An 18,811-nucleotide genomic window follows, 5' to 3' on the forward strand; every position below is an offset into this window, starting at 1 on the left:
GGTATTCCATGCGGCAGGTGCTGGGCGCCGCCAAAAGGCTGTTCGGACGGAACAAACCAGAAGACGTCTACGAGCGCGGCCTGAAGGCTTACGAGCGTGGACAGCACAAGTCAGCCTTCGACCTCTGGCTGGCTGCGGCGCGCGACGGTCATGTGGAAGCGCAATACCGCATCGGTCGTCTCTACGATCTGGGCGAAGGCGTCCTGCGCAACGCCGTGGACGCCGTCGGCTGGTACGTGCAGGCCGCTGAACAGGGCAACAGGGACGCCCAGGTCCGACTGGCGGAAATGTATTATTATGGCTCCGGCGGCGCCAAAGGCGCCATCCCGAGCGACGCCGTCCTCGAGATGCTTTTCCCCAACGGCCTCAAGATCGAGCAGAATTACGAGGAGGCGCTGCGCTGGGCTCGGGCCGCCGCCGAACAGGGCGCGGTCGTTGCGCAGGCCATGCTCGGCTACATGTATGCGTCCGGCTTCGGCATCACGCCGGATTACCAGGAAGCCGAAATCTGGTACCGCCGCGCCGCCGAGCAGGGCAGCGCCCCGGCGCAGTTGGGCCTGGGCACGCTGCTGGCCGGCGGTTATGGCGGGGCTCCCGACCCTGAAACCGCCCATGGCTGGTTCCAGAAGGCCGCCGAGCAGGGCAACGCCATGGCTTGGTACTATCTGGGCAGCCAGTACACGGCCGGGCTGGGCGTCGAGCAGGACAGCGAGAAAGCCATGGAGTGCTACCGCAAGGCCGCCGAGGCGGGGACGGCGGCGGCGCAACGCGCTCTGGGGATGCTCTACGCCCGCGGCCTCGGCGTGCCGCGGAGCATCGAACAGGCCGAAACCTGGCTGCGCAAGGCCGCGGTCCAGGGCGATGCCGAAGCCATGATCCTTCTGGGCGAACTGCACAGCCGCGGCGACGGCGTGCAGCCCAACCTGTTCGAGGCCGCGATCTGGTACCGGGGGGCCGCCGAACTCGGCAACCGCCGCGCCCAGCACATCATTGCCCAGATGTATCTGAATGGCCAGGGCGTCCCGAAGGACGATCTGGAGGCCGCCCGCTGGTATGAGCGCGCCGCCGGCCAGGGAGACCCGCAGGCGCAGCTGCGCATCGGTGCCTTCTATGCCGAAGGCCGCGGCGTCGACCGCGATTACGGCCGGGCGCTCGACTGGTTCCGCCGCGCCGCCGAGCAGGGCAACCCGGACGCGGGCTACAACATCGCCCTCCTGCACAACCTGGGCCTCGGCGTTCCGCGCAGCACGGTGGACGCGATCGACTGGTACCGCCGCGCCGCCGAGCAGGGCAGCATGTTGGCGCAGTTCCGCCTTGGCGCCATCTACGCCGCTGGCGATGGTGTGCCTCAGGACTATACGGAAGGCGTCAAATGGTCCCTCATGGCGGCTGAGCAGGGCCATGCCCTCGCGCAGGTCAATCTGGGGCGCTTTTGCATGCAGGGGCTCGGCATGGCTCCGGACTACGAGCAAGCCGAACGTTGGTTTACCGCCGCCGTCCAGCAGAACGAAGCCGGTGCCATGACCGCGCTTGGCGAATTGTTTGGGATTTGGCGTCCTGAAAAGGATGCTGAACGGGCGGAATATTGGCTGAACCGCGGGGCCGATGCGGGAGACGCACGGGCGAAGCCACTCCTCGCAAAGCTCCGGGAGCAGCAGCAGAAAACGGCGTGAGGCCCTCCATGCCAACAGCACCGCCGACGCGCCGATAGCAAGGCTGGGCGAGGGTGGGGTTGACTCGGTGGCTTGAACGCGCCGGCGACTTTTGCCCAGACCTGGAACGCCTTGAGGCGGGCTGCCTCACCAAGGCGTTCCCACGACTCTCGCGTGGATCGTTCTCGCCCCCGCCCTCGCTTGCCGATGCCTTGCGCAAAATCCCACTCAGCGACCAACGGGCCGATCATCACCCGCGGTTTCCCACCGCGCCGCGATGGTAGGGCTTGGCTGCTTCCTCCAACGGCTCAGCCATCCTGTTTCCAGCGAAGCCAAGAAAGAGCACTCCTGGATTGCAGGAAATGATACTGATCGCTCAGATTGGTTCTGAGCCAGGGGGCTTCTCTTCGGTGCCTGTTCGAGACGGATGCCGCGGGACAATGCCCCTTTCGCCTTGTCGTTATCGGGTGGATCAGTTTAGAAGCCGGCTTTCCGCGGCTTCCGCCACGGCCCGACCGGCGTTTTGCAGACCAGATCCGTTTAGAAGAGAGTGGATCGGTTTAGAACCGGACCGCTGCTGCTCAGATCGGCCGCTCCAGGCGCGCCAGGGCGCTCAACTTCAGCCGGATCGCCAAGCCATTCGGCCAATGTCCGCAGCCTGGTTTCGCGGCCCACGGTCCGGCGCCCTGATCCAGGTCGCAGATCTCCTCCGGGACGCTCTTGATCATGGGAAGGCCGCCCGCGTGGTCGCTGTAAAGGAATTGGCGCGCCCCGAAACGGTCGTTTATTTTCATCCTCTAAAATTTTACAAAGGGGGTGTCCGGAGGTCTTTTTTTCCGGCTTGGGAGAAGGGAATGGCCCTCATCGGCTACGCGCGCGTCTCGACCGACGAGCAGACCACCGCCGGCCAGCTGGACGCGCTGCGCGCCGCCGGCTGCGCCGAGATCTTCGAGGAGAAGGCGTCAGGCGCGTCCCGGGCCCGGCCGGAGCTGGCGCGGGCGCTCGCCCGCATCGCCCGCGGCGACACGCTTGTCATCTGGAAGCTCGACCGGCTTGGCCGCTCGTTGGCCCACCTGCTGGAAGTGATCGAGGACCTGCGCGGCCGCGGCTGCCACTTCCGCTGCCTGACCAGCCCGATCGACACCGCCAGCCCGCACGGCACGCTGGTGCTGCAGATGCTCGGCGCCGTGGCCGAGTACGAACGCTCGCTGATCCGCGAACGCACGCGGGCCGGGCTGGCGGCGGCCAAGGCGCGGGGCCGGGTCGGGGGCAATCCCAAGCTGAAGCAGGGCGACAGGGCGACGGCGCAGCGCCTCGCCGACCGGCAGCGCCAGCTCTACCTGCTGGAACTGACCCGCACGGCCGAGGAGTGGCTGCCCACCGTGCGGCGCCTCCGGCCGTCCCGCTCGTGGGCGGCGGTGACCCGCGCCGTCAACGCCAAGCTGCCGCCGGGCCGGCACTGGACCTCAGAGCGGTTGCGCCGGGCCGTCCACGCCTTCGTCGCCGAGGGGCTGGCCGACCCGGCGCTGCTCGACAAGGTGCCATCCGTGCGCGGAGACGACCGGTTGATGGTGCTGGTGGCCGGCATCGCCCGCGCGAACCCCAAGCTGTCGCTGCGGGCCATCGGCGCCCAGCTGGAGGCGATGCGGGAAACCACGCCACGGGGCGGGCGCACCTGGGCGGCGGCCTCGGTCAAGAGCTTGCTGGATCGTGCTCGGGTTCAAGGCCTATTGGACCGTGAGCAGCGAGCGGCGGTGAAATAGCTTCACACGTTGGACAGTGACCCTGATCGGGAGTGCTTTCATGACCCCTATGCAGTGCAAGGCTGCCCGCTAGAGGCTTGGCTGGTCCATCGAGGAGTTGGCCCATCGAGCCTTGCGCATTTTTTCCGGGATGGATAACCTTGCTATCCTCGTCCATGGCGTATCGCTCTCTCGTGGAGCTTCTGGCAGGCTTCGTCACCCGCCTCGATACGCCGCCTTCTTCAGACCGTCATCACCCACTTTCCCTCATAGCTCGGCGCCCGAGCGGCCCGTCCACAAGCCGTAATCGGGCGGCGGGTCGCCCAGGCTATCCCTCAGGCGGCGCTGCTGGCTTGCGTCGAGCAGCGGTCTGGCGCCGGGGTTGAACTGGCGCTGGTCGCCCAGCCCCGCAACCCCGGCCTCGTTATAGCGTCCCACGAGGGGCCATCGCAGAACCTGCTCAAAATCGTACGCTAGGCGGCGACCCTCTGGAACGAAGCGGGAATTCGCCGGAGTGGTCGGAACGCTGCCGAGGAATCCACGTCGCCGTCAGCCCAGACATAGTCTCCGGTGAGCGCGATGTGCTCCCAGCCGAGTGGCGCCACGTGTGCCAACAGGTCAGCGGGAATGTCTTCGCCGGCTGCGCGGAGCGCGTCCACGGCGCGACCCAGATAAACGGTGTTCCAGAGCACGATGGCGGCGACCACCAGGTTGAGCCCCGAGGCCCGATGGCTCTGGTTCTCGAACGTCCGGTCACGTAGTTCGCCCAGACGATGGAAGAAGACGGCCCGCTTGAGCGAATGCTCCGCCTCCCCCTTGTTCAGGCCAGCATGGGAGCGACGGCGAAGGTCCGGGTCCTTCAGCCAGTCCAAGGTTGCCAGTGTGCGTTCGATGCGGCCGACCTCGCGCAACGCTTTGGCGAGCTGGTTCTGCCGTGGGTAGGCCGCGAGGCGGCGCAAGAGGGCGGACGGCGCCGCCGTCCCGGTGCGCACGGACGTGGCCAGCCACAGCAGGTCATCCCAGGATTCCTCGACGAAGTGCAGGCGCACCGGGCCGCCGATCAATGGCGTCAGCAATCCATAATCGGCCATGCGGTCAATCACATACAACCGACGCTCCTTGAGATTGCGGACGCGAGGGGCGAAGCGGAACCCCAGAAGATGGCAGAGTCCCGACACATGATCGGTCGCGCCGGCCGTATCGGTGTAGTGCTCGCGGATGGACAGCGCGCTGCCGTGCATCAGAAGGCCGTCCAGCACATGGGCCGCCTCGCCCGCCGTGGCCGAGATCACCTTCGTGTGGAAGGGAGAGAACCGATCTGAGACATGGGTGTAGAACAGCACGCCGGGGTCGTCGCCATAGCGGGCGTTCACGTCGGAGCGCGCCTCGCCACGGCCGCCCGCCCGGAAGAACTGCCCATCCGACGACGAGGTCTCGCCCGGCCCCCAGTGGTGGGCCATCGGGTGGGCGTGGTGGGCGTTCACCACGGTGGCCAGGGCAGCGGCGTAGGTTTCGTCGCGCACATGCCACTCCGCCGCCCAGATCAGCCGGGCATGGTTCAAGCCGCGCGACGCCTCGGCCATGCGCGACAGCCCCAGATTGGTGCCGTCCGCCAGCACCGTGCCGAGCACCGCGGCGCGGTCGAAGGCCGGCTCGCCGGTGCGCACATGGGTGAAGCTGCTGGTGAATCCGGTCCAGTGGTCGACCTCGGCCAGGATCTCAGTGATCCGTATGCGCGGCAGGAGCGCGGACAGCCGTTTGGCGAGAATGCCCGCAGCCTCGGGCACGGCGCGGGACAGCGGGGAAATGGTTAGGCGGCCCTCCTCCAGCGTGACGTCCGGCAATCGGTTGGCTTCGGCCAAAGCGGCAACCTCGCGCAACCGGTCGTCCAGGAGTTTCGTCCGTTCCGTGGCATAGTCCGGCCACGACACCGGGATGGGGAGATCGAGGCTCCCGGTGCTGCGCAGGTCCTCGAACGTTGGCCGGGGCAGCAGAAAGTCGGTGAACCGTCGATAGGCGCGGGCGCCCTCGATCCAGACATCGCCGGCACGCAGCCGTTCGCGCAGATGCGCGAACACGGCCATTTCATAGGCGCGGCGATCGAGGTTTTTACCCTGTGGCAGCACGAGGGGGCGCCAACGGCGCTGGAGAAAGGAGACCGGCGCGTCCTTCGCTAGGGTCGGCCGGCCTTCCGACACATACAGTGCCTTGATGGCGTCGACCGCCTTGAGCAGCGGATCGGACTTGCGGTACGAGCGGAAGGCAAAGGTTTGCAGGAAGGTCGGGGCAAACCGCCGGGCGGACGCATGCCGCTCCACCACCTCGGGCAGGCTGTTGCCTTCATCGGCGGTCTCGGCGATGCCGACGGCGTGATCGACGCTCTTCTCATAGGCTTTCCACCCCACGGCCGCCTCGATGGCGGCAAACGGATCGGTCCCGTTCCGTCGGGCGGCGACGAGAGCCCGGCCGCTCACCGCGTGCATCCAGACCAGGCTTTCCTGCTCCTTGGCCCGGTCGGTCAGCCGTTCCGTGCGCTTGCGCTCGGCACGCCGGAACAGGGCTCCCATCAGCCGGTCGAACATCTCCACGGCGGCGTCGCTGAGCCGGGCCTCCTGCTCGATGACGAAGGCGGTCAGGACGGCAAGACGGCGTTCCGGGCCCAGGCGCGACAGGTGCTGCGCATCCATGATTCCCGCTTCGCCGGCGATGATGGCATAGCGGACTTGATGAATGCGCCGCGCCCGATCCGCTTCGATGCCGATGGCCCGCACCGTTGCCAAGCGCTCCGCCAGACGGACCAGGTTCGCTGCGGAAGGCGCCTCCGACCACTCGCGCAGTTGCGTCAAGCCGGTGCGGCCCTCCGGTTCCGTCACCTTCAAGAGCGCCAGGAGGCGCTCGGTCTGTCGATCCTCCAACCCGCGGATCAGACTGGCATAAGCGGCGGCTCGAGCCCTGGCACGGACGGCGAGGCCGAGGCGCTCCACCACGGTGGCGACCGGCAGCAGGACGCGGCGCGCCCGCAGCTCTTCCACTACAGCCAAGGCGATGGCATCGCCCCGGTCGGTGCCGCGAGCCACCTCCGATGCCACACGCCACATGGCCCGATAGTCGGCCAAGCCGAAGGGCGACAGCCCGAAGGCCGCTTGCAGTTCGGCCAAATGCTCGCGCCGGGTTTCCTCCCGCCGGGCGTAGTCGACGAACAATGCCGGATCGGCCCCGACCTGTCCGGCGATGTGAGCGAGCATGGCGGTCGGTGGTTCCTCGCCAATTCCCAGGGCCCGTCCAGGATGGCGCAGGTAGGCCAGCTGCATCGCGAAGCCGAGCCGGTTCCAGGGACGGCGCCGACGACGCACGTGCGCCAGATCGTCCGGCGAGAGGGTGTACAGGCGCGTGATGGCGGTCGGCTCCGACGGTGGATCGAACAGAGCGGCTCGCGTCTGAGGGGATAGAAGCTGGCGGCGGGGCATGGGATGGGCATTGCGCAAACGGCCGTCTGCGCACCGGTCTGGAGGGGAACGGTAGAACAAAGGCTTGCTGGTTGCACAATCCTGTTGCCAAACTCGTATCCAAGGCAACGGGTTTATGCAAGGATGGTGCGATGCTGCTTGGCTACGCGCGCGTGTCGAAAGCGGAAGGGCAGGACGCATCGGCCCAGGTGGACGCCCTGCGGGCGGCTGGCTGCATGCGTGTCTTCCAGGAGGCGGGATCGGGCGGCCGCTGGGACCGGCCCGAGTTGCATCGGCTGCTCGACCAGCTGCGTCCCGGTGACGTGGTTGTCGTCTGGAAGCTCGACCGGCTGTCCAGGTCGCTGAAGGACCTGCTGTTGATCCTGGAGCGGATCGAGCTGGCGCAAGCCGGATTCCGCTCGCTCACCGAGGCCGTCGACACCACCGGCCCGGCCGGCCGCATGATGATGCAGATGCTGGGCGCCTTCGCCGAATTCGAGCGCGCCATGATCCGCGAGCGCACCCGGGCGGGATTGGAAGCCGCCAAAAATCAGGGGCGGCGCGGCGGCCGACGCCCAAAGCTCACGACCGCGCAATGCCGTGAAATCATTGAGATGGTGACATCGGGGAGGAAGTCCGCCGCCGAGGTTTCCCGGCTCTTCGGCGTCCATCCCGCCACGGTCAGCCGCTTGCTCTCCCGGGCCCGCCGCTTAGCGTACGATTTTGAACAGATTCTGCGATGACCCCCCTTCGCTTCCTTGTACAGCCGATGCAGTTCATCGGCCTCAAGGTGCCGCTTCAGATGAACTTTGCTGCCCATCCTCAGACAGGTGGAACAGCGGAGCCTCAATGGAAGCCTTCAGCCGCCGACGGTATGATTGATATTATCTGAACACTTCGAAAAACCAGCCTTGAGCAGAGGCCGGTTGGGCCCAGGTCAGTCCAGATCCGATCCACCTTGGTCGAAAGCCGCTCTGACCATGCTCTTGCTTATCGCCCCGATGCCTTTTGGAGGATTTTCTGCTGGAACTCTTCGGATTCCAGAAAAGCTTGCACCATGTCATCAAACGACTGATGGATGCTCAAGTGAAACTCCACGACATCCTCTCCCTCCGGCATGCGGCCGAGGATCGTGCGGTAGGCCCAGACAATCGCGTCCCGGCTGAGGGGCGGTGAGCCCCGCTCGAAATTGCCGATGGCTTGCCCACGGTATTCGGGAGAGTCGAGGAACCACTGGGTAAGCGAGGGCAGGCTTGTATGCTGGGTGCGCAGCCAATCGATGATTGACCAGTCCGTCGGTTCCCGCCCGAGCAGGATGCGATGACACCAGAGAACAGCGTCGGCACTGAGGCCATCCTGCCGGGACGCGCCGGTCAGGCCGAAGGCCATTTCGACGGCCTGCACCTCGGAACGGATGATGGCCAGCCGTTCTTCGAACGTTGCGCCATTGCCGCGGATGATCTGGCGAACGAAGCGCGCCTTGTAGTTGATCAACCCTTCGGTATCGACATACAGGGAGTCACGGAGTTGCTCGTTGTCACACAGCACGCTGTGGAGGAGCGCCTGGTCATCCATGACGGAGTGCCATTCCCGTCCCGCGGACAGAGCCTGCTCGTCGATGTCGAAGAAGCGTTTGTTCCATTCCTCCACGATGAAAGCTGTGGAGGGGTGCGCGAAGTTCAGCAGAAACACCCCGTTGTTGATGTCCCACCATCCTCCCTCAGCGCCCTTGCTGGCAATCAGGGCATGGCGATTGTGGCTTTCCGCGTAGGCCCGGACATCGAACGCCAAGTCAGCGATGAAAGCGTCGGCATCCATATAGAAAACCCAACCCCGGTACCCGCGGCGGAGCAAATCGGACAGCAGGATGATGCGGTTGAAGGCCGCGTGCCAGGGATGATAGCCCCGCTTGATTCCCACATACGCATCGTAAGGGATGCCATGCCGCTGTGCGTAGGATGCGTTGAGGCGACCGGTGATGGTCAGCATCTCCGCGTAGCGGAATGGATCGGCCGTTTGTAGGATCAGCATCTGGGTCACTGTGTGTTGTCCTTGCGCAACGGCTGGTTCCCAGCCTTCCTCTCATGCACGGTCCGTTGCCCTCGCCGACATGCGGCCGTTGTAAAGGCTCCCATGATCGGCTGGCCGCAAGCGCCTTCGGTATCATACGAATGCGGCCAGCACCACTGGTGCCGCCGGCATTGTGAATAGGCATGGCATCGGCGTGGACGGTCGGGCAGCCAAAGCCTCGATCCACAAGACGCGCTCCCGCGCCGGGTTGTCGAAGGCCAGTTCGATGGCGTCCCACCGGCAATGGCCCCGCAGGCACGTGGCTGACCTGTTTGCGAGAACCGATCCTCTAAGAGCTCCTATCAAAACCCGTGGAAAGTGGGCTGAAGCCGTTGATTTACCTCAGCCCTACCCGGTTTTGATCCGCACTCTAAGCCTGCACAGGTATCTTCCTGGATATGGTGTCCGTGCCAAGCAGATCGCGCAGCCATACGGCCGCGTGGTTCCAGCTGTGCCGCCCAAGCGCCTCGCGATGACCGGTGAGCCCCATTCGCCCAGCCTCGACGGGATTCGCGGCCAGGAGCGCGATGGCGTCGGCCACTGCGGTGGGGGTTTCCGCGACGATCCCGTTCGTGCCGTTCGTGACGAGATCCAGCCCCGTCAGGCAGCGGCCGGTGACGATCACGGGCCGCCCCGCCATCCACGAGTCAAGGATCGCGGGAGCCGAAGCGTCATCCAGGACGACGGTGGCGACCGCACCCGTCAGAGCACCGATGAAGGCGGTCCGGTCCAGGTCCGTCAGCGCGCGGATCCGATCGCCGCAGGCCCGCAGAGCATCGGGATCGACATCGGCGGTCCGATTGGCGGCCTGATCGACGATCAGGATGTCGAGGTTCGCCACGCTGTCCAGAAGACCGGCGAAGGCTTCCCAAAGCGGCGCAGGGAGACTTGCCGCACCGACCAGAAGGACGTAAGGGCGCGCGATCCGACGGGCCGCCCTGAATGCCTTTTCCGCCGCGATGCGCTCGATGAACGCGGTCGGGTCCACCCCGCCTCCGGGCAGGACCGCGACCCGGTCGCCCATGTCCGGGAACAGGAAGCGGTCGGCTGAGGAGAAGGTGAGGATGCGCTTCGCCGAACGGCAGGCCTCGAAGAAGGACGGCCAGTACGCCGACGGCCCGTCGAACCCATCCTGGAGCAGGAAGAATACGGGTACGGTCGCCCGGCGCAAGGCGTCGAGCAGTTCCATCGGCATGCGCGAGGCGTCCCAGCGAACCAGCATCGCGTCGCAATCGGCAACGCGCTGCTCCAGCGCCGTGGCAAGGGCCGGTGCGTTCAGGGCATGGACGGCACGGAAAGCCGTCTCCAGATCCTCGGAACGGTCCGCGGCCACATTGCGCAGCGTGCGGGCGAAGGCCGGCCAGTGATCGACGCGCGTGATGGTCGCGGCATCGAGAGCCAGGTCGACGTTTTCGAACGCGTCGTCGAACCCGCTCCGTTGCGACAAGCGTTCGAGCAGGAAGCCTCGCCGGCGCGGACCATCGTCCTCCGCCTCCCCGTCCGGCAAGGACAGCTCGATCAACGTGGCCACGCCCGGATCCAGCTCCACATCCAGGGTGAAGGTCTGCCGGAGAATGCGGGTTTCCGGCTCGCCGCCATTCACGCGGACCTGAACCGAACCATACAGGCTGGCGTCGAGCCGGCCTTCCAGACGCACCGTGCGGGTGCCAAGCCGGGCAAAGATCCCGGCGGTCGCTCCGCTCCACCGGTGACGGCGGCCGTCCATCTGCTCCAGCGGATACCAGCCGCCAAGCAGGCACGTCTGCCGCAGGATCGGGATGATCTGCCGGCCAAACGCGATCGCTTCCGCGTCGAGCCGGCTTCCCAGAGCTTGGACGGTCGGCGTGTCCGGGGAAGCCGGCGGCGTGCAATCCAGCAGCGTGGCGGACTGGGCGAAGGGAAGGACGGCCGAAACCGCCGGAGCGGTGCGGGGCAGGATGGCGGTACCGAACTCCCCCTGGTCCCGCACCTCCTCAAGGTTCGGCGCGATGAGGTCGATCGTGGCCTCGCCGGACGCGGCCAAGGCGTCGAGCATGAGCCGCAGGCGATCGTCCCGCCGGTCGCGGCAGGGTTCGGTGCAGGAATCCGCAACGACGAGCAGGCGCAGGGGCTGGGAACGCCGAACGCTCTTCACGGCGGCCGCCCGGACGACGGCGCGCAGGGCATCGGCCTGCACGTCCCATCCCAGGGTCTGGGCGGCATGGCGGTGTGCCGCCTCGCCCAGGGACTGCCTCAGGGCCGGGTCGGACATCAGGTCGCGAATGGCCTTCACGAAGCCTTCGAGCGGCGCAATAATCACGTGCCGGCGATCCGCCACGTCAAAACCGCGCACCCCCGTCGGGGTCGAGACGGTGGGCAGGCCGTACGCCATGTATTCCGACGCCTTGAGGCTCGACCCGCTGCCCATCGACACCGGGTTCAGCGCGATGTCGGCGTGGCGCAGAAGCCGTGTCTTCTCGTCCTGGTCGACCGTGCCGAAGCGTTTCAGGCGAGGCTGGTCGGCAAACTCGTCCAGTGCCGCGCAGACGCCGCCAATCACCCACAAGCTCATCCCCGGCAGAGCGGGCAGCACGTCTGTGCACAGGAAACGGGCCGCATCGACGTTTGGCCGGTGGTCGCTGCCGATGAAGACGGCGACGAAGCCGGTTTCGGGGTTGCGCCCGGCTCGCGCGGCGATGTCGGCCGCGGCCTGTTCGGGCGGCAGGATCTCCGCCCCGTTGAGCACGAGCCCGATCGGTTTCCCCGGCGCGCGGCGCGCGAACTCCTCGCCGTCCCCCGCTGCGACGGCGACAACGGCATTGGCGACCGACAGGGTGTTGTCTTCCAGCGCCGCGACGAAGGCGGACAGCGGCGCGCCGTCGGTGTGGTTCGACAGCAGATCGGCCTTCAGCTTGGCTTCGACATTGTGCGCCTCGTACAGCACCGGGCGCAGCTTGCCCGTGGTGTCGAGCAAGGGGGCGAGATAGGGATGGGAAAACACGATGGCCGCCGCCCGGTTGCCGAGTCTTGCGAAAAGCGTGCGCAAGGGCTCGTTCCGGTTGCAGAACAAGGCGGAGGCGATGTCTCCCACCGACACCGTGTTGCGGCGCATGGTCATCGCCTCGAACGCGTGCTGCGCCTGGGTCTTCGGAACACGGAACTCGAAGAAACCGGGAGAGAGCTCCTCCACGGCCACGCCCTCGCCCCCGGAAAGGCAAAGGTTGACGACGTCGGCATCGCGCGCCAGACGACGGCTGAGCTGGACGATGCGGTTGGCGCCACCGGTCACGGGTTCGCGCACGGAGTAATCGTTGGCGATCAGGATCAGGGGGCGGTCCGCGATCATCGATTGGCCGGCTGGCGACCGATCGGCCAACGATCGGTCAACCGGGCGCGGCGCCGTTTCGAGGACCGGTCGGATCGCCGATGCGATGCCTTCGGCCACGCGGTCCCAGGTGAACGAGGTTCGGACGAGATCCTGCGCCCTCCTGGCGAGATCGCGGGCCAGCGTCTTGATCGTTGCGAGCCGCAGCACACCGTCCGCGAACTCCGCATGCTCCGCGACGATGCAGTGCACATCGTCCTTCACCGGCAACCCGCGCACGCCCATGGGCGTGGACACGACCGGCACGCCGGCCGCCATGGCCTCCAGCGCCTTCAAGCTGGTTCCCGCCCCCTGGAAGATGGGGTTGACGAAGAGGGAGGCCGTCTTGAACAGGGCGGTCTTCGTCGCGTGGTCGACGGGTCCGATGACGGAGACGTTGGCGGCCGTCGCGGCCATGCGCTTCCGCACGCTGCCGGCGATCACGAAATGAACCATCGGCAGCCGGGGCGCCAACTCGTTCAGGATGAAGGCCGCCGCCTTGAGGTTGGGCGGATGGTCGGAACCGATGAACAGAGCGGTCGGGCGCGAACCGATGCGGCTGGCGAGTGCGGGGTGCCGTGCGGCAAGGTGCCCAGCCGCCGCCTCGGCGCCGGAATTGTCGAAGCCGGCCGGATCGACGCCGTTCGGGGCCAGATGCAAGCGGGAGCGGGGGATGGCGAATTCCAGGGCGAAGCGCGCCCTCTCCTCGGCCGACGTCGCGAACACCAGCGCGCTGCCCTGGGCGAGCCGACGCTCCAGCCCTTCCACGAACCGGCGCAGCCTGTCCACGCCGGGACCGGACGCCAGTGCCTCCACCATGGCGGTTTCAAAATTGTGGCTGTTGTAGATGCGCGGCTTGCCATCCCGCCCGAAACCACGGTCGTAGAGCAGGGTGTAGGGAAACTCGTGGATGATCGCGTCGGCCTCGGCGGCGAGCGCATCCACCACCTCATGATAGCGGGTCGGCGTGCGACCGACGAGCGCGGCGGCGACCCCGACGAATTCCCCCGTGATCCCCTCCCGGTGGAAAGCGCGGTGGATGTCCTCGAAGGCTGGGCATTTCGGAATCCGGTGCTCGCGCAGACGCTCGGTGACCTGGATCCGCTCCTCCGGGCCGTCCGGATGGGTCCAGGTGACGAGGTCGATCTCGAAATGCCGGCTCAGCTCTGCATAAACATGGTGGAACCGGAGTTCACCACCGCTGGACGGAGGGAGGAAGGCGGGAAAGAAGTTGAGGACTAGGAGTTTTTTCACGACCGTCTATCCCGCTTTCACTCTTTTACTGCCGCCCTCCCGCGGTTCGGGATGCAAGCGGAGCCGCGACACGCCGTATCGGCTTGAGTCAGCCGGTTACGGCGCTGGAGGGCGAGGTTTCTGCCCGGTGCGCAGGGACGCAAGCTCATATTCAAGGTCCGCGACCGTCCGCAGCAACCGGTTGATCGTCCCGTAAAGGGCGCTCTGCACGTCCGACGGATCGTTGGCCCCGTCGATGTAGGTGACGATGCCCTTGTCCCGCGCCTCGCCGGAGAATTGCAGGGTGTGCAGGAAGCCGGCGGGCGTCACGGAACCGGACGTGAGTTCCTCCATGTAGGAGCGCAGGCCGGAATCGTCCGCCTCACGCTTCAGAAGGCGCCGATAGGCAAGCGAGATCGCCTCGGTCGGGTCGCCTTCGAAGGGAAACTGGCTCATATGGTAGAAGACCCCGGTGTCCTTCCCCTCGTCGGCCGCATCCGTCACGATGGTCACGGCGTTCGACTGGCCGGTAAGGTGCTTGACGAGGCCGTTCAGCACATTCGCCGCATCCGGGCCGGCGCCCCGCAGCCTGCCGCACCACAGGGCGAACTCTTCGCGTGTCGGCACGCGGTCGGCAAACTTCTGGAACAGGAGGAACAGAACCTCTCCCGGCATGACGTCGGCGATCCGCCGGAGATCCAGCGTGTCGGATTCGGCGGTGGCAATGGCGTCACCGGCCTGGATGCTGTCGATGACCCGTTCGGCGAGCCGGGCAAGATCCTGCAGGCCGCCCGCGGAGTCCATCCCGGCGGGTTCGCTGCGCGGGTAGACGGCGAGGGAGGTCACCGCGACCGCAAGCATGCGGTCGTCCTTGGAATTCGCGATGAAATCGCTCGGGCGGCGCTGGACCGGAGCGTGGATGCCGATCTGATGGACACGGCCCGACAGCAGGGCATCGGGCGGCAGGACCGCCCGAATCCAGAACCCCTCATCCGGGGACACCGGATCGTCGACAACCTCCGTCTTGTACTTCCGGTTGTTGACGACGACCGACAGCCTGTGCGGTTCCAGGCCGTCGACGCACTTCATCACCTTCCATTCGACGACGAGATCCCGTTCGCGAAGGAGCGGGACCTCCACCGTGCCGATCGCCTGGCTGCTCCAACGGAAGCCGTGGTTGGTGCCGTCGCGCCATTCCGAACCGTGCCAGCCGTTGCCGGAAAAGTACCCCCAGATCGGAATCTCGATGGATTCCAGACCCGCCGGGCGTTCGTTGCCGGACAGGCTGCCATTGAACACCGGGCGGCCGACGCCCAGCATGTCCACGGAGGCGATGCGGTCCACCATCCGCTCGGTCCGCATGTAGGCGATCTCGTCAGCCAGCAGACCGATTGCGGCGTTGAGCACCTCCTGGGAACCGCCTCCTTCGCCCTTCAGCTTCTCCAGCTTGCGGCGGATATCGAGGCTGTTCTCATACATCAACTGACCGAAGACACCCTTCAGGTCGTTGTGGAGCTGTGCTTGTTCCATCGCGGCAAGGCCACCATCAATCGGCTTGTTCATGGGAATCCCTGCTTTTGGTGATGATGTCCATCATCCGACTGTACATGTGATCACGGGAAAAAGACTTCGCTCGGGCGCGGGTGGCGGTGCCGATGGCGGCGCGCTGCTCCGGGGGGAGCCGCAGCATTTCGACCATGCACTCCACATGCTGCCAGTGCCACGCGGTTCTGCACAGGCCTCGGGAAAGCTCACCGTCCAGAAGCTCTCCGACGCTGCTGACGTCGTTGGCGATGATCGGCAAACCGAACGAGGCCGCCTCGACCAACGCCAGGCTGAACCCTTCGTACTTCGTCGGGAAGTAGAAGAGATCGGCGAGCAGGAAGTAATCGTCGACCTGGTCCGTCTCTTCGACCAGGGTGACGAGACTCTGGAGCCGGTTGTGGCGGACCAGCGCCTCATGCAGTGCCGAACAGCGGCCCCCGCCGACCCAGACATAGTGGATGTCGGGCTCGACGCGGGCAACGTCGCGAAGCACCGCGATCGCCTCCTCGAACCCTTTCTGGGTGTCGTGGCGACCGACCGTGAGGACGATGCGGTCCTGCTCCCTGAAACCGTAGCGGGCGCGCAGCGCCGGCCGCTGGCCGCGACGCTCGGCCAATGCGGCGTCGTCGAGCGTGGCGGTGTTCGCCGGCCCGTTGTGGACGACGCGGATATCCCCTTCCGGGGCCCGCAGGCTGTCGGCGATGAAGAACCGATTGTCGCGCGACACGCAAACCCAGCGGACCGGACCGCGCATCGATGCCCGCAGGATCATGCGCTCGGCGTCGGTCATGTCGATCGGGTGGGGACAGAGATGGACCAGTGCCACCGACGGAAGACGGCGTGCCGTCAACTCGGCCAGAAGCCCGGTGCCGACCGACAACCAATTGAGGTTGACGAAGGGAACCACGTCCACGGTGGACGGGAGACGGTCGAGAAGACCGGCCAGCATGGCCTGCTGGCGCTGGATGTTCTCCACGGGCCCGACCGACCAGTCCCAGACGATGTCATTGTCCTCCACCAGCGTGGCGGACGCGGCCCTGGGCAAGGCGGCAAGGCGGTGGTGGACCTCCGTGCCGACGACCGCGGTGACACGATGGCCGGCAGCCCCCAGCGCCTCGATCAGCCCGACCAGATAGACCTCGGCTCCCCCGAAACGCTCGGCCGGACAGAGGATCAGCACATGCAGCCGGTTCATTGGGTGGCGCCCGCCTTGGACAGCAGCTTCAACAGGGAAGCTTCGCGCTGCCCGTACTGGACGGCGAAACTCTTGATCACGCGATCGAACTGCTGGACCGAATGCCTCTCCTCGGCCCAGCGGAGGAAGCGGGCGGACCGGGCCTCGTACTCTCCCTTCACGAACAGAATGGAGAACAGGGAGGCCACAAGCGGACCGAAGGCGGAGAAGCGCTCCTCATGATCCAGGGCGCGGCCGGTCGTGCTCGGATTCGGGTCGAGCCGCAACAGGCAGACCCCGCGGTTGACGAGATGGCTCTTGATCTCGACCGCCGCGGGAAGTTCGGCGCCAAGGTGAACGCAGGCACGGTAGCCATGGCTGATGGAAAAATCGCAGGCGTCGGCCTGAACGAGGCGCAGGCGCTCGAAACCGGCCAGCCGTGTGGCGAGGGTTTCGGAGACGGGCGTGCAGGAATGGACGTCGATGGTGACCGACCGGCGGTGTTCGCGGGAGAAAAACGCGTAAAGGCGCAGAATCGCGTCGATGTGGCGTTCCAGATCGTCGCACAGGACAAGGATGTTGCCCTCGTCGCTGCGGCTGAAGGCGGTATCGATCATGGGAACGAGGAAGTTCTGGACCCGCCTGGGCAACGACTGCGCCAAGCCGGCATACACCGACAGGCCAGTGGAGAAGACGCAGGACGTTCCGCTTTGCACCGAACCGCCTCCTTCATCCTCGCCGAACCAGGTCTTCCATCGCTCCAGCGTTTCCGCCGAGACGTCGGCGACCACCGTGCTCCCGGCATCCACGGCCCAGTGATCGTCCGGCGGGGCCTGCAGAATGGCGAGCACCGGCCGGATCGCTGCGAGCCGGGCGGCGGCGAAGCCGGGGGTTTCATCCACGTTGGCGTGGATCATGTTCTTCCATTGCCATTCCTGGAGCGCATCGCGCGTTTCCAGATCGCTGGCGTGCGGATAGACGATGTGGACGTGGAACAGCTCGGACAACCGGCGGATCATGAACGCGGTGCGCCGGCGCGGCGCCGAATCCTCCTTCCAGAATTCTGCGACCGGCACGACCGCGCAGCGACGCTGGCGCGCCACCTCCACCAGCATGCCCAGCTTGCCCTCGAAATCGTCGCGCAGGGAGCGGGTGATGCGCTGCGACACCTCCTCCAGATGCCCCCGCAGCGCGTCGGGCTGCGTGATCGCCTGGCGGCAGACCGGAATGAGGTCGGCGATCCGTTCGATTTGGTGGCTGGGTTCGGTCGAGGTGATGCCTTCGAAGGCATGGGCGGTGCCGATGACCGCCTTGCCATAGCAGACGGCTTCCACCGTCTTGATCTTCAGACCGGTGCCGAAATCATAGGGACTGATGATGTAGTCGCAGGACGCATAGAAGTCGTCGAGGGAAGCCACCCGGCCGAGGATCCGGACCTGCGGCATCCGGGCATCCGGCAACGTTTGCGCGAAGGTTGAAATCAGGCCGCCGATCCACACCTCGACGCGACCCGCGAATTCGTCCAGAAGCGGGGCGGCCGCCTCCATGAAGCGGCGCAGGTTCTCGCAGTTGATGGGGTTCTCGCTGCCGACATAGCCAAAGACGATGGGCCCCTGCCGAACCGGCGGCGGCGGAAGGCGCAAGGACTCGAAATGGCCAAGGGTGACCACCGGCCGATCGGTGACGGTGCGGAAATACTCCGCCTCTTCGGACTTGATCGCGAGAATGACATCGGAGCGCGCCAGACCACGCGCTTCGTCCGCTTCCGTCGTGTAAAAGAAATCCGCAGGAAGGTTGTTCTTTTGCAGGATTTTCTTCCGTCCACCAAGGCGGTCGTGCGTATCGAGAACCTTCAACGCCCTGGGATGCACCCACTCGAATGCCCTGCTGAAGAAGACATAATTGACAATAACAATGTCGAAAAAGACGCCCCAGCCGAGCCAGTTGACATTCTGGCCAATCTCGTCATCCCACCAATCGTCAAGACCATAAGCGTCCTGGTCGGTAGAGGATACAACCGGCTTGCTTGGGTGAATGATCGAAAGAAACTCCCATTCATCCCGAAGTTCGCGGTAAGAATTGGGGTCTATTTTGTTCAGCCATTCCCGAGGAAAATAAGCAAAGTAAATATTTCCGCCCTGGTTTTGCAGTGTTTTGGTTACTTGAAAGATGCGCTTGCGATTCCCGCGAGTGGTCGGATGGGTCGGCGTAGGAGTGACGACCAGAACATTAAAATTCTTCATTACCTGTCACACGAATGGGAACCAGGGAAATTATACTACCGGAAGATAGGGGGCCGTTGCCACCCCCGTCAAGACCTCACAGCCGGGCCGACCCGGCCAAGGGCAGCGGCCTCATCCACACATGGCGACCGCGGGTCGCAATGCGTCGCCACGCGGCACGCCGAGCCCCTGGCCGTCGCCGGCGTCGAACGCATCGGCACCACCCTTCCCGTTGAGGCCGCAGCGCACGACTATGCTCAAACCGAGGCCCTTGTCATCGCGGCGTGATGCCGTCGAGCGCACGTCAGGACTTGCACTCGACGGTATTACTCGCGCATGCCTCATCTCGTTGACCTTGGAAAGGTAAAATGCTAGCCGTTCGCA

The 18,811-nt window shown here is 65.8% G+C and carries 12 protein-coding genes; 4 read left to right on the top strand and 8 right to left on the bottom strand.

The genetic code is table 11. From position 1 onward, the window contains the following. Nucleotides 1–8: 8 nt before the first annotated feature. Nucleotides 9–1,673: an SEL1-like repeat protein gene (locus ABAZ39_RS32585; protein WP_051658843.1), complete on the top strand. Its 1,665-nt coding sequence runs from the start codon at nucleotides 9–11 to the stop codon at nucleotides 1,671–1,673. A gap of 560 nt (nucleotides 1,674–2,233) precedes the next feature. On the opposite strand, the gene ABAZ39_RS36395 is transcribed toward ABAZ39_RS32585, so the two are convergent. Beyond that, nucleotides 2,234–2,380 (bottom strand): hypothetical protein, encoded by a 147-nt coding sequence (locus ABAZ39_RS36395; protein ID WP_160174887.1) that lies wholly within the window; start codon nucleotides 2,378–2,380, stop codon nucleotides 2,234–2,236. 126 nt (nucleotides 2,381–2,506) lie between these two features. Here ABAZ39_RS36395 and ABAZ39_RS32595 point away from each other — a divergent pair, with 126 nt between their 5' ends. Beyond that, on the top strand, nucleotides 2,507–3,415 hold the full coding sequence (locus ABAZ39_RS32595; protein ID WP_040138515.1) for a recombinase family protein: 909 nt from the start codon (nucleotides 2,507–2,509) through the stop codon (nucleotides 3,413–3,415). 246 nt (nucleotides 3,416–3,661) lie between these two features. Here the strand turns inward: ABAZ39_RS32595 and ABAZ39_RS35980 are convergent, their stop codons facing one another. Beyond that, complete coding sequence (locus tag ABAZ39_RS35980; RefSeq protein WP_144243688.1) at nucleotides 3,662–3,832, bottom strand: helix-turn-helix domain-containing protein; 171 nt, start codon at nucleotides 3,830–3,832, stop codon at nucleotides 3,662–3,664. A gap of 35 nt (nucleotides 3,833–3,867) precedes the next feature. After that, complete coding sequence (locus tag ABAZ39_RS32605) at nucleotides 3,868–6,861, bottom strand: Tn3 family transposase (protein ID WP_040137483.1); 2,994 nt, start codon at nucleotides 6,859–6,861, stop codon at nucleotides 3,868–3,870. A gap of 131 nt (nucleotides 6,862–6,992) precedes the next feature. On the opposite strand from ABAZ39_RS32605, the gene ABAZ39_RS32610 reads away from it, so the two are divergent. Together ABAZ39_RS32610 and ABAZ39_RS36400 are read left to right on the top strand one after the other, a co-directional pair. Further along, complete coding sequence (locus ABAZ39_RS32610) at nucleotides 6,993–7,583, top strand: recombinase family protein (RefSeq protein WP_040137482.1); 591 nt, start codon at nucleotides 6,993–6,995, stop codon at nucleotides 7,581–7,583. Further along, nucleotides 7,580–7,732 (top strand): hypothetical protein, encoded by a 153-nt coding sequence (locus tag ABAZ39_RS36400; RefSeq protein ID WP_160174888.1) that lies wholly within the window; start codon nucleotides 7,580–7,582, stop codon nucleotides 7,730–7,732. The genes ABAZ39_RS32610 and ABAZ39_RS36400 overlap by 4 nt, the downstream gene beginning before the upstream one ends. 98 nt (nucleotides 7,733–7,830) lie before the next feature. On the opposite strand, the gene ABAZ39_RS32615 is transcribed toward ABAZ39_RS36400, so the two are convergent. The 5 genes from ABAZ39_RS32615 to ABAZ39_RS32635 all read right to left on the bottom strand — a co-directional run bounded on the left by ABAZ39_RS32615 (nucleotide 7,831) and on the right by ABAZ39_RS32635 (nucleotide 18,448). Next, nucleotides 7,831–8,880 carry a hypothetical protein gene (locus ABAZ39_RS32615; RefSeq protein ID WP_051658844.1) on the bottom strand — a complete coding sequence of 350 codons (1,050 nt, stop codon included), beginning with the start codon at nucleotides 8,878–8,880 and terminating at the stop codon, nucleotides 7,831–7,833. Nucleotides 8,881–9,280: 400 nt separating this feature from the next. Then, the gene (locus ABAZ39_RS32620) at nucleotides 9,281–13,507 is read right to left on the bottom strand and encodes a glycosyltransferase family 4 protein (protein WP_040138516.1); all 4,227 of its coding nucleotides are present in this window, start codon (nucleotides 13,505–13,507) and stop codon (nucleotides 9,281–9,283) included. Between the two features lie 96 nt (nucleotides 13,508–13,603). Beyond that, nucleotides 13,604–15,049: a hypothetical protein gene (locus tag ABAZ39_RS32625; protein WP_144243689.1), complete on the bottom strand. Its 1,446-nt coding sequence runs from the start codon at nucleotides 15,047–15,049 to the stop codon at nucleotides 13,604–13,606. Then, nucleotides 15,033–16,226, bottom strand: a complete 1,194-nt coding sequence (locus ABAZ39_RS32630; protein WP_040138518.1) for a glycosyltransferase family 4 protein — start codon at nucleotides 16,224–16,226, stop codon at nucleotides 15,033–15,035. The genes ABAZ39_RS32625 and ABAZ39_RS32630 overlap by 17 nt, the downstream gene beginning before the upstream one ends. Then, on the bottom strand, nucleotides 16,223–18,448 hold the full coding sequence (locus ABAZ39_RS32635; protein ID WP_081863511.1) for a glycosyltransferase: 2,226 nt from the start codon (nucleotides 18,446–18,448) through the stop codon (nucleotides 16,223–16,225). The genes ABAZ39_RS32630 and ABAZ39_RS32635 overlap by 4 nt, the downstream gene beginning before the upstream one ends. Nucleotides 18,449–18,811 lie beyond the last annotated feature (363 nt).

Origin of the sequence: Azospirillum argentinense, assembly GCF_000632475.1 — a bacterium.
Classification (GTDB): domain Bacteria; phylum Pseudomonadota; class Alphaproteobacteria; order Azospirillales; family Azospirillaceae; genus Azospirillum; species Azospirillum baldaniorum.

What these genes read in the sequence shown, in the direction of transcription:
- ABAZ39_RS32605 (WP_040137483.1), bottom strand. Translation starts at nt 6,861, where the DNA reads ATGCCCCGCCGCCAGCTTCTATCCCCTCAGACGCGAGCCGCTCTGTTC.
- ABAZ39_RS32595 (WP_040138515.1), top strand. Translation starts at nt 2,507, where the DNA reads ATGGCCCTCATCGGCTACGCGCGCGTCTCGACCGACGAGCAGACCACC.
- ABAZ39_RS36395 (WP_160174887.1), bottom strand. Translation starts at nt 2,380, where the DNA reads ATGATCAAGAGCGTCCCGGAGGAGATCTGCGACCTGGATCAGGGCGCC.
- ABAZ39_RS32610 (WP_040137482.1), top strand. Translation starts at nt 6,993, where the DNA reads ATGCTGCTTGGCTACGCGCGCGTGTCGAAAGCGGAAGGGCAGGACGCA.
- ABAZ39_RS36400 (WP_160174888.1), top strand. Translation starts at nt 7,580, where the DNA reads ATGACCCCCCTTCGCTTCCTTGTACAGCCGATGCAGTTCATCGGCCTC.
- ABAZ39_RS32625 (WP_144243689.1), bottom strand. Translation starts at nt 15,049, where the DNA reads ATGAACAAGCCGATTGATGGTGGCCTTGCCGCGATGGAACAAGCACAG.
- ABAZ39_RS32585 (WP_051658843.1), top strand. Translation starts at nt 9, where the DNA reads ATGCGGCAGGTGCTGGGCGCCGCCAAAAGGCTGTTCGGACGGAACAAA.
- ABAZ39_RS32635 (WP_081863511.1), bottom strand. Translation starts at nt 18,448, where the DNA reads ATGAAGAATTTTAATGTTCTGGTCGTCACTCCTACGCCGACCCATCCG.
- ABAZ39_RS32630 (WP_040138518.1), bottom strand. Translation starts at nt 16,226, where the DNA reads ATGAACCGGCTGCATGTGCTGATCCTCTGTCCGGCCGAGCGTTTCGGG.